The 1,839-nt window shown below is 63.7% G+C and carries 2 protein-coding genes and 1 pseudogene; 2 read left to right on the top strand and 1 reads right to left on the bottom strand.

What is annotated here, in order from left to right; translation table 11 throughout:
• Window positions 1–259 (bottom strand): TetR family transcriptional regulator (locus tag A9X03_RS24120; protein WP_231975453.1); only part of this gene is annotated, 259 nt, incomplete at its 3' end.
• Window positions 260–471: 212 nt separating this feature from the next.
• On the opposite strand from A9X03_RS24120, the gene A9X03_RS24125 reads away from it, so the two are divergent.
• Together A9X03_RS24125 and A9X03_RS24130 are read left to right on the top strand one after the other, a co-directional pair.
• On the top strand, window positions 472–1,260 hold the full coding sequence (locus A9X03_RS24125) for an SDR family NAD(P)-dependent oxidoreductase (protein WP_067889722.1): 789 nt from the start codon (window positions 472–474) through the stop codon (window positions 1,258–1,260).
• Window positions 1,261–1,324: 64 nt separating this feature from the next.
• Window positions 1,325–1,839, top strand: a pseudogene (locus tag A9X03_RS24130) (dihydrodipicolinate reductase); the annotation flags it as partial.

The raw sequence follows: 1,839 nt of genomic DNA on the forward strand, positions 1-1,839 counted from the left end.
GTTGATCACCACCAACCACTGGCCTACGGGCCGCGCGCTGCTGGAGGATTACGTCGCGCGGACGTTGCGGAGCGTGCTCCTTGGTGGGGAAGTGGAAGAAGAAGGTCCCGTGGGCGACGCCGGCGGCGGCCACGATGGCGCCGACGTCGGCCTCGGCCATCCCGGCCCGGGCGAACTCCGCGATCGCGGCGCCCATCAATCGCTCCCTTGTCTGCAGGCGCTTCGCTTCTCGCGCCGACAGCCGGTCCGTCACAGCCATTTCATCCCTCGCAAATTGACCTGACTCGAGTCTGATTTTCCGGGCTAACCCGACAAGTATGACGTGCTCCGCTCAGAAAGGCTTGCAATATCTGGTCATTGTTGGACGGTACACGCTGTTTCCAGCCTGAATGCCAGAGATTCATTGACTAAAGTCAGTAAAATTCATAGATTGAACGGCGCATCCGTCGCACGCGGCCGAAGGAGTCCAGCATGGCATTGGAGCAGTTCCGGTTGGACGGACAGGTCGCGATCGTCACCGGCGCCGGGAAGGGCGTCGGGGCAGGCATCGCCCGGGTGTTGGCGGAGGCCGGGGTGACTGTGGTCGGGACCGCCCGAACCGAGGCGGATATCGTTGGCACGATTGAGGATATCGAGGCGGCGGGCGGTAAGGGGTTGGCGCTTGTCGCGGACGCGACGAGTCGCCCGGACGGTGAACGCGTCGTGCAGACGGCCATGGAGCGTTTCGATCGCATCGACATTCTGGTCAACAACGTCGGCGGGTCGACCTACGCGCGGTTTCTGGATATCACCGACGAGGATTTTCGGCATACGTTCGACTGGTGTGTGACCTCCGCCTTCATCATGAGCCAGCTCGTGGCACCGCACATGCTCAGTGCCGGACACGGTTCCATCATCAACATCTCGTCGGGATCGGCGCGGTTCGGCATTCGGGCGCTGACCGCGTATTGCGTCGCGAAGGGCGGACTCGAAGCGCTGACCCGTGCCATGGCACAGGAACTCGCCCCGAAGATCCGCGTCAACGCGATCGCCCTGGGCTCGTTCGCCACCGACGGCCTGAAGGGCAGCCTGGATCTGATGCCCGGATCACTGGAGAAGATGCAGGAGGCCACCCCGCTGCACCGGCTTGGCGACGTCGAGGACCTCGGGCGGCTCGCGGTGTATCTCTGCACGCGCGATTGTTACGCCACCAACGCGACCTTCCACGTCGACGGCGGCATCGACTCGAACAATTCACCGTTGCCGATACCCGATTACTGACCTGCCCGGCGCCTGAACGCGTGATGATGGGCTCGGCAGCTTCCTGAAAGGATGTGGGGTAACGGTGCGCAGAGTCATACAGTTTTCCACCGGAAACGTGGGTCGGCACTCATTGCGGGCGATCATCGGTCGACCGGATCTCGAACTGGTCGGAGTGCACGCAGCGAGCGCGGAGAAGGTCGGCCAGGATGCGGCGCGGCTGTGCGGGCTGGACCAGCCGACGGGCGTCGTTGCCACCGACGATGTCGACGCCCTGGTCGACCTCGGCGCCGACTGTGTGGTCTACACGTCTCAGGGTGAGACCCGGCCGATGGAAGCCATCGAGCAGATGGCCAGTTTCCTGGCGGCCGGGACCAACGTCGTTGGCACGTCGATGGTCTGGCTGGTGACTCCTCGCCACGCCGACGATTGGCTTCGCGCGCCGTTGGAACGTGCCTGTGCGGACGGCAATTCGTCGCTGTACATCAACGGCATCGATCCCGGCTTCTCCGGCGATACGCTGGTGCACTCGGCGGTGAGCCTGACCACCCGCGTCTCGTCGATCACCGTGCAGGAGATCTTCGACTACGGAAACTATGA

It is taken from the genome of Mycobacterium sp. E1715 (genome assembly GCF_001667625.1).
Lineage (GTDB): Bacteria > Actinomycetota > Actinomycetes > Mycobacteriales > Mycobacteriaceae > Mycobacterium.

Bases quoted from the DNA above. Each gene is read 5' to 3' on its own strand.
- A9X03_RS24125 (WP_067889722.1), top strand. From the start codon at position 472: ATGGCATTGGAGCAGTTCCGGTTGGACGGACAGGTCGCGATCGTCACC.